Below are 7548 nucleotides of genomic sequence, written 5' to 3'. Positions count from 1 at the left end.
GCGTCGCCGCCGTCGCCGACCCGCGACGAGTGCGGCGCCCGTCAGCAGCACCAGCCCGGCGACGGCCGCCACGAACGGCACCGAGGCCGGGTCCCCGCCGTAGGCGCCGATCGTCACGAACGCCACCGCCGAGGGCGCCACCCCGAGCACCGACCCGGCCAGATAGTCGCGCAGCCGGATCGCGGTCAGCCCGCAGGCGTAGCTGAGCACCGGGAACGGGATCACCGGCAGCAGCCTGCCCCCGGCGACGGCCCACAGCCCGCCCCGGCGCAGCCGCGCGTCGAGACGGCGGATGCGGGCGCCGCCGATCCCGGCGACGACCTCGCGGCCCAGCGTCCGCGACAGCACGAAGCCGATCAGCGAGCCCACGGCGACGGCGGTCATCGTCGTCGCCAGGCCGACGGGCAGGCCGAACAGGACCCCGGCGGCGATGCCCATCACGGTCGCGGGCGCCGGGACCAGGGTGAACCCGACGAACAGCAGGGTGAACAGGACCGGTGCCGCCCAGCCCGCGGACGCCGTCGTCGCACGGACGCCCTCGACCGTCGGCCAGCCGGTGACCAGCAGTACCGCGGAGCCCGCGGCCACCAGCGTCACCAGCAGCACGGGCCGCCACCATCGGGCCACCGTCGACCACCTCCACCCGGGTCTACGAGTGCGGGTACCCGCGGGGTTCGGGTGAGCGCCGGCACGGACCGGTGAACGGCGACCGGTGTGCGGCGGACGACGGTGTCCGGTGTGACACAGTCTCGGCCTGATGAGACGTCCGGCGCGCACCCGCACCCTGCTGGGGTGGATCGCCGTCGCGTTCGTCGGGGCGTGGATCGTCGGGACCGTCACGCTGATCGCGGCGGCGGGGGAGCGCGGTGCCGACGACCGGGCCGCGCTCTACGAGCGGGGCGAGGCCGCGCTGCGGACCCCCGACGGTGGCGGTGCCCGGCTGCACGAGCTGCTGCTCGACGCCCCGGACCGCGGTTTCGTCGACGACTACGTCGAACGCCTCCAGGCGGCCGGGTCGCCCGCCGTGCTGCCCACCGGGCCGGACCGGGTCGAGGTGCGCTCGGGACCGGTGCTGGTGACGCTGTCGGTCACCGAGGAGGCGGGCCGCTGGTACTTCAGCCTCCTGCCGCCCGGGGAGCGGGAACCGGGCTGACCACCGGGCGCCACCACGGCGTCCGCGACCGGGGCGCCGGCCCGGGGCCCGCCGCGACGACGACACCGGGGAACCCGGTCAGCAGCCGCGGCACCGCGCGGCGCAGCCGTCGCACGGCGGCGGCGCCGTCGACGTCGTCGAGGCGCGCCTGCAGGAACAGCCCGCCCCCGTGGCGCGCGGTCCGCACCCGGGACAGCTCGGGCAGCGTCCGCGCCAGCACACGCAGTTCACCCGCGGTCAGCGGACAGCCGGCGACGACCACCGTCGCGGTGAAGGGGCGCGTCCCGTCGTGCTCCGAGCTCATGGAGTCCCCTACGAGCGGAGCCCCCGTCCGGATGCGGTCCCGGCCGGGAGATACCCACTTCTCATGACGCCGGGACCTGGGGTTACTCCGTCCGCAGCAGCTCCGTGACGTCCGTCCGGAACTGCATCGCCCGGTAGGGCCAGTTGGTCGTGGTGTTCCACTGGCTGACGACCAGGTGCAGGTCGTCGAGCGTCGAGCCGGGGACGACGTAGCCGCCGTAGAGCTGTGCGACGCGGCCGGCGGCGTGGTCCTCGTCGTCCCAGCCACAACCGGTGAGCACCGTGGTCCGCGGGGCGCGGTGCAGGTCGGCGTTCGGGCGGTCGAGCAGCAGTGTGTCGATCCGGTAGTTCCCGGCGTCGAAGACGGTGAGCAGCAGGTGCTCGCGACCGTCCGGGCCGGGCACCCGGCGCAGGTTGAGCTCGCCGAACGCGCCGGGGAGGGTCAGCGTCGGCGGGTTGCCCCAGTCCCAGCGCTCCCCGGCGAAGCCCCACGGCTCCCACGCGTCGCGGTCGGTGATCCGGTCGGCGGGCACCCGGTGCAGCAGCAGGCCGTCGCGGCGCTGGAAGCCGGTGGTGTAGGCGTAGACGTAGCCGTCGCCGCCGTCGCACCAGGTCAGCTGCTGGAACAGGCCGTCGTGGTGGTCGCCGGGCCAGTCGCAGCCGGTCCGCTCCCAGGTGACGCCGTTGTCGCGGGAGGCGACGATCTCGCTCCACAGCACGTTGCCGAGGCCCTTGTTGGCCATGACGTGCAGGTACATCGTGTCGCCGACGGTGATGACGTCGGCCGGCAGGATCGTGGTGACGCGCCGGTGCAGCCGGAACCAGTTCGTCGCCGGCTTGCTGACCAGGCGGCAGGCGTAGTCGGCCGCGTCGCCGCCGGAGCCGGTCCAGCGCAGGCCGCCGCGGACGTCGTCGGGGTCGGCGAACAGCACGACCGGGGAGCGCCAGCCGGGCCCGCCGACACCGGCCCGGTCGAACGTGTCGCCGAAGACGGCGACCAGACGCCCGTCCGGGGCGGTGGCGAGGATGCCGAGGTCGGTGCCGCCGATCCCGAACCGGTCGGTGTACCCGGGCCCGGTCAGGTCGGCGATCTTGGTCGTGACGGCCATGGCGCGACCCTACGGGCGGTACCGCGCGATCGCGTCGCGGGTCGCGGGCAGTGCGAACACCTCCGCGAAGGTGTCGACGCTCGCCTCCACCGAGCCGGTGATGCCCTGCTCGCGCCAGGTCTCGAGCAGCTCCTTCTGCGCCGACAGGACCTCGCGGGTCGGGGCGAGCAGCGTCGCGACGAGGTCGTCGACGGCGGCGTCGAGCCCGGCGGGGGAGTCGACGAGCCGGTTCACCAGCGGCGCCGTCCCGGGCTCGTCGATCCGGTGGACACTGCCGGTCAGGACCATCTCCTGGGCGAGCGCGGCACCGACGTAGCGGGGCAGCAGCGCCGCGTCGACCACCGACGGGATCCCGAGGCGCACCTCGGGCAGCCCCACCCGCACCCCGGCGTGGGCGACGCGCAGGTCGCAGGCCAGCGCGAGCTCGAACGCCGCACCGAGGCAGGCGCCGTTCAGCCGGGCGATCGTCGGCACCGGTGCGGTGCGCACCGCGCGCAGGCAGGTCGCGAGCCGGGTGATGATCGCGCGACCGTCGCCGGGGGCGGCGTCGCGGAACACGTCGAGGTGCATCCCGGCGCCGAACGCGCGGTCCCCGGCCCCGGTGACCACGACGACCCGCACCCGGTCCGGGAGGTCGGTGACGGCCGCGGTGATCGCGTCGACGTCGCCCGTGTGCAGTGCGTTGGCGGCCTCGGGACGGTCCAGGGTGACCGTCCGGACCGCGCCGTCGTCGTGCACCCGCGGAGTCCCCATCAGTGCACCGTCCACGGCGGCGGGACGGTGCGTGGGGGGCGTCGCCGCAGCACCAGGACCAGCACCGGCAGCACGATCGCGCCGACGCCGGCCGCGACCGGCGTCAGGATCGCCAGGATCAGCGGGGCGATCCCGGCCGCGGCGACGACCAGCGCGACCCCGATCCCGCGTGCCCCCGGCGCGGCCGACAGCGTGACGGTGCCCGGCTCGTCGACGGGACCGCCGGTGGCCGCGGGGACGGCGACCTCCGCGGGCAGCCCGGCCCAGCGCACCCAGGACAGCAGCGCCAGGAGCGCAGGCACCGCGACCGCCGCTCCGCCGATCCACCGCCATCCCCGGACCACGACGATCATCGGACCACAGCGGCGGCCGCGACGACAGGTCCTACCGGGCGGCCGCCGCGGCCACCGCGTCGGCGAACACCTGCGGCGCCTCGACCGGGACGAAGTGCCCGACGCCGTCGACGGGGGTGACGGTCACGTCGGTGAAGAACTCCCCGACCCGGTCGGACCAGTCGCGCGGGAACAGCGGGTCGTGCTCGGGCCACAGGAACGTCGTCGGGACGGTGACGCGGTCGGGCGGGTCGGGCGTGGTCTCGGCGAGCGAGCGGGCCACCGCGCCGCCGCCGGAGCGGTACCAGTTGATCGACGCGACGAACGCGCCCGGCGCCCCGTACGCGACGGCGAGGTGGTCCAGGCGCCCGTCGTCGGGGGTGAACCCCGGGCCGGACCAGTGCGACCAGAAGTGGCGCAGGTACGCGCGGGCGGCACGGGCGTCGCCGTCGACGAGTTCGCGGGCCAGGTCGAGCTGGTGGAAGGACTGGTACCAGAACTCGCGCACCGGCCGCTCCGCGAGGATCCGCCGCCCGACCCCCGGCGCGGGCGGGGTGACCACGAGCGCGCGCAGCAGGTCGGGCCGGTCCTTCGCGACCTGCTGGCCGACGCGGCTGCCGACGTCGTAGCCGGCGACGACCACATCGGACAGGTCCAGCTCGCCCAGCAGTGCGGTCAGCGAGCGCGCCTGCGCGGCCGCCGAGTACTGCTCGGCCGGGTCGCGGTCGTGCGAGTCGGACCCGCCGAACCCGCGCAGGTCCGGGACGACGACGTCGTGCGCGGGGGTCAGCCGCTCGGCGACGGCGGTCATGTCCGTCCGGTCGCCCGGCCAGCCGTGCAGCAGCAGGACCGGCGGCGCGCCGGGCTGGCCGTGGCGGTCGTAGGCCAGTCGGAAGCCGTCGGTCGCGGCGGACAGGGGCATCGCGGGGATCCTCCGGGATCGTGGGACGGGCGGCTCGGTGTACCGAGAAATGATGATGGGGCGCCCGGGTCGCGACGGCGATACTCGCGCGTGTGAGTGAGCGCCGGAACCCCGACGTCGAGGTCGACTGGGACGACCCGGAGACCCCCACCCCGGGCTGGATGGGGTTCCTGCTGGCGCTGTGGCTGCTGCTCGCGCTCGCGTGCGGGTGGTCCGCCGTCGACGACCTGCGCCTGGCCAGCGGCGCGGTCGGCGCGCCCGGGGTCCTGGAGGTCACCGACTGCACCGACCTGGGGGAGGGCCGCTACGACTGCAACGGCCTGTTCCGGCCGGACGCCGGCGGTGACCCGATCGCCGTCGACGCCTCGCCGGACTCGTCGGCCGGGGAGGTCGTCGCGGCGCAGCTGACCCCTGCCGGTGACCGTGCGGTGCCCACCGGGACGACCGGGGTGCTCGCCGCACTGACCCTGCCGTTCCTCGGCGTCGCCCTGCTCGGCTACCTGCCCTGGACGACGGCGGTGGTGCTCGGCACCCGGCGCGGCCGCCGCGGGCTCGCCGTTCTCGGGCACGTGGTGACGCTCGTCTTCGGGACCGCGACGATCGTCGGCCTGGTCCTCTCCTGACCCGTCCGGTCGAATTGTCGGGCCGTAACGGTTACCGTTCGCCGACCGTTCGGCCGACACGTCAGGGGGAACCGTGTCCCAGGCACCCACCACCGGAACGACGGAACGTCACCGTCTCCCGGTCCGGACGCTCGTCGCGGCGTCCATCGGTAATGCGGTCGAGTGGTACGACTGGACGATCTACGCGACGTTCTCGATCTACTTCGCGACGCAGATCTTCCCGCCCGAGAACGCGGCGCTGGCCCTCATCTCGACGCTCGCGACCTATGCGCTCGCCTTCTTCTTCCGGCCGCTGGGCGGTCTGCTGCTGGGGCGTTTCGCCGACCTCAAGGGCCGCCGGACCGCGATGCTGGTGACGATCCTGCTGATGGCAGGCGGGTCGTTCGTCATCGGCCTGCTGCCGACGTTCGCGATGATCGGCTGGTTCGCCCCGGTCCTGCTGCTGCTCGCGCGCATCGCGCAGGGCATGTCGCTGGGCGGGGAGGTCTCCAACGCCTCGGCCTACCTCGCCGAGATCGCCCCCCGTGAGCGACGGGGGCGCTACTCGTCGTTCTTCTACATCTCCACCGGCACCGCGGTGCTGTTCGCCTCGCTCACCGGGTTCCTGCTGTCCTCCACGCTCACCGAGGAGCAGCTGGCCGCCTGGGGCTGGCGGGTCCCGTTCCTGCTCGGCGGGGTGCTCGGGATCATCGGTCTCTGGATGCGGCGCCAGATGAGCGAGACCGAGCAGTTCGAGGAGAACAAGGAGTCCGCGGCCCGCATCCGCAACCCGCTGATGCTGACCCTGCGTGAGCACCCGAAGGCGGTCGCGCAGCTCGTCGGCTTCACGATCCTGCACACGCTCTGCTACTACACCTTCTTCTCCGCGCTGACCCCGTACGCGACGAAGTCCCGCGGGGCCGACGCGTCCGAGGTCTTCCTCGCGCTGTCCATCGCGACAGCGATCTTCGTGCTGCTGCAGTACCCGATGGGGGCCGCCGCCGACCGGTACGGCCGCAAGCCGCAGATGCTGGTCTGGTCCGCGGCCACCGCGGTGCTCGTCGTGCCGCTGTCGTTCCTGATCGGGCCCGGCTTCTGGAACATGTTCGTCGTGTTCGTCGTCGGGTTGTCCCTCTACACGGCGATGACCTCGGTCGCGCCGGCGATCATGAGCGAGCTGTTCCCGACGAAGGTCCGGGCCCTGGGCATCGGTGCCTGGTACAACCTGACCGTCGCCGTGTTCGGCGGGACCGCGCCGCTGGTCATCGCCTCGCTGCAGGAGGCGGACCTGGCGATCCTGTTCTTCGTCTACGTCGCCGTCGGGGCGGTGATCTCCTTCGTCGCGGTGCTGACCCTGCCGGAGACGAAGGGCTCCGCCCTGCGCTGACCGGGTACGCTCCATCGAAACGACGCCGTTTCGATGGAGAGCTCGCGATGACCAGCACCGCACCGGCCGACACGCTGCTCCACCTCACGCACGGCGCCACGCTCGAGGAGGGCCTCGGGTTCTTCGACGCGCTGCCCGCCGTCGGGGTCGCGGAGATGCTGGGCGACTGGTCGGGCGGCGAGATCCCCACCGGCAACCCGATGGACGGGCTGCTGGGGCGTTTCGGCTGGCACGGCAAGCGGTTCGACGGCGTCGACGACGTCCACCCGCTCGTCATGGACCACCCCCGCGGCGGCCGGTTCTCGCTCAACCCCGCCCTGGTCCCGCTGCCCGCGCTGCTGCGCCACCCGGCCGCGCTGCGCAACGCGACCCTGGCGCGGATCGCCCGCACCGCGGGCCCCGCGCTCGCCACCCGGGCCCCGAAGGCGCGGCTGCGCACCACCGAGTACCGCGGGGTCGCCAGCGCCACCATGTGCTACGACGACCTGCCGATCCACGACGTCTTCCGCCGCGTCGACGACGCCACCGTCCTCGGTGCCATGGACATGCGCGGCCTGACCCACCCGTTCCTGTTCTTCCTGCGTCGCGAGTGACCAGCCGCTTCCCCGACGAGCGCCGCCGGGAGGTGCTCGCCGCGACCCGTGACCTCGTCGCGGAACGCGGCTACTCCTCGACCACCGTCGAGGCCGTCGCCGCGGCGACCCGCACCAGCAAGGCCACGCTCTACCGGCAGTGGGCCGACAAGGCCGCACTCGTGGTGGAGGCCGTCTCGGCGGGCAGCCCGCTCGCGATCGACCGGATCGACACCGGGTCGCTGGCCGGGGACCTCGCCGCGGTCGTCGACCAGCTGGCCGCGCGGGCCGCGGTCGACGTGCCGATCGTGCTGGGACTGGCCGGGGCCGGGCAGTGCGACCCCGCCCTGCCGGCCGCGTTGTCCGCACGGCTGCTGCCGCAGGTCGAGGCGCTGCGCGCGGTGGTGGCGCGGGC

General features: G+C 74.2%; 11 protein-coding genes. 5 read left to right on the top strand and 6 right to left on the bottom strand.

What is annotated here, in order from left to right:
- A partial coding sequence (locus tag GTW08_RS14395) for a VTT domain-containing protein (protein ID WP_161152046.1) occupies positions 1-627 on the bottom strand: 627 nt, incomplete at its 3' end.
- A 130-nt stretch (positions 628-757) separates the two neighbouring features.
- Between GTW08_RS14395 and GTW08_RS14390 the strand changes: the two genes are divergently transcribed.
- On the top strand, positions 758-1153 hold the full coding sequence (locus GTW08_RS14390) for a hypothetical protein (RefSeq protein WP_073574577.1): 396 nt from the start codon (positions 758-760) through the stop codon (positions 1151-1153).
- On the opposite strand, the gene GTW08_RS14385 is transcribed toward GTW08_RS14390, so the two are convergent.
- The 5 genes from GTW08_RS14385 to GTW08_RS14365 form a co-directional block, all read right to left on the bottom strand.
- Positions 1116-1457 (bottom strand): hypothetical protein, encoded by a 342-nt coding sequence (locus GTW08_RS14385; protein WP_073574578.1) that lies wholly within the window; start codon positions 1455-1457, stop codon positions 1116-1118. The genes GTW08_RS14390 and GTW08_RS14385 overlap by 38 nt on opposite strands.
- Positions 1458-1539: 82 nt before the next feature.
- Entirely contained in the window at positions 1540-2565 is a 1026-nt protein-coding gene (locus GTW08_RS14380; protein ID WP_073574579.1) for a DUF4185 domain-containing protein, read from the bottom strand.
- A gap of 9 nt (positions 2566-2574) precedes the next feature.
- A complete protein-coding gene (locus GTW08_RS14375) occupies positions 2575-3318 on the bottom strand; it encodes an enoyl-CoA hydratase/isomerase family protein (RefSeq protein ID WP_161152045.1) in 744 nt (247 codons plus the stop codon).
- A complete protein-coding gene (locus GTW08_RS14370; RefSeq protein ID WP_161152044.1) occupies positions 3318-3620 on the bottom strand; it encodes a hypothetical protein in 303 nt (100 codons plus the stop codon). The genes GTW08_RS14375 and GTW08_RS14370 overlap by 1 nt, the downstream gene beginning before the upstream one ends.
- An 82-nt stretch (positions 3621-3702) precedes the next feature.
- Positions 3703-4572, bottom strand: coding sequence for an alpha/beta fold hydrolase (locus tag GTW08_RS14365; protein WP_073574582.1), 870 nt, complete (start codon positions 4570-4572; stop codon positions 3703-3705).
- Between the two features lie 92 nt (positions 4573-4664).
- Here GTW08_RS14365 and GTW08_RS14360 point away from each other — a divergent pair, with 92 nt between their 5' ends.
- The 4 genes from GTW08_RS14360 to GTW08_RS14345 all read left to right on the top strand — a co-directional run.
- On the top strand, positions 4665-5195 hold the full coding sequence (locus GTW08_RS14360) for a hypothetical protein (RefSeq protein WP_073574583.1): 531 nt from the start codon (positions 4665-4667) through the stop codon (positions 5193-5195).
- A gap of 73 nt (positions 5196-5268) precedes the next feature.
- Positions 5269-6561: an MFS transporter gene (locus tag GTW08_RS14355; protein WP_073574584.1), complete on the top strand. Its 1293-nt coding sequence runs from the start codon at positions 5269-5271 to the stop codon at positions 6559-6561.
- Positions 6562-6608: 47 nt separating this feature from the next.
- A complete protein-coding gene (locus tag GTW08_RS14350; protein ID WP_073574585.1) occupies positions 6609-7154 on the top strand; it encodes a DUF4334 domain-containing protein in 546 nt (181 codons plus the stop codon).
- Positions 7151-7548, top strand: a 398-nt coding sequence (locus GTW08_RS14345) for a TetR family transcriptional regulator (RefSeq protein ID WP_161152043.1), incomplete at its 3' end; no start/stop codon positions are given. The genes GTW08_RS14350 and GTW08_RS14345, both read left to right, overlap by 4 nt.

The organism is Pseudonocardia sp. SID8383 (assembly GCF_009864975.1).
In the GTDB taxonomy this organism is placed as follows: Bacteria; Actinomycetota; Actinomycetes; order Mycobacteriales; family Pseudonocardiaceae; genus Pseudonocardia; species Pseudonocardia alni.
Note: the sequence above shows the minus strand (reverse complement) of the source record. Positions and strands in the feature narration are given on the sequence as shown.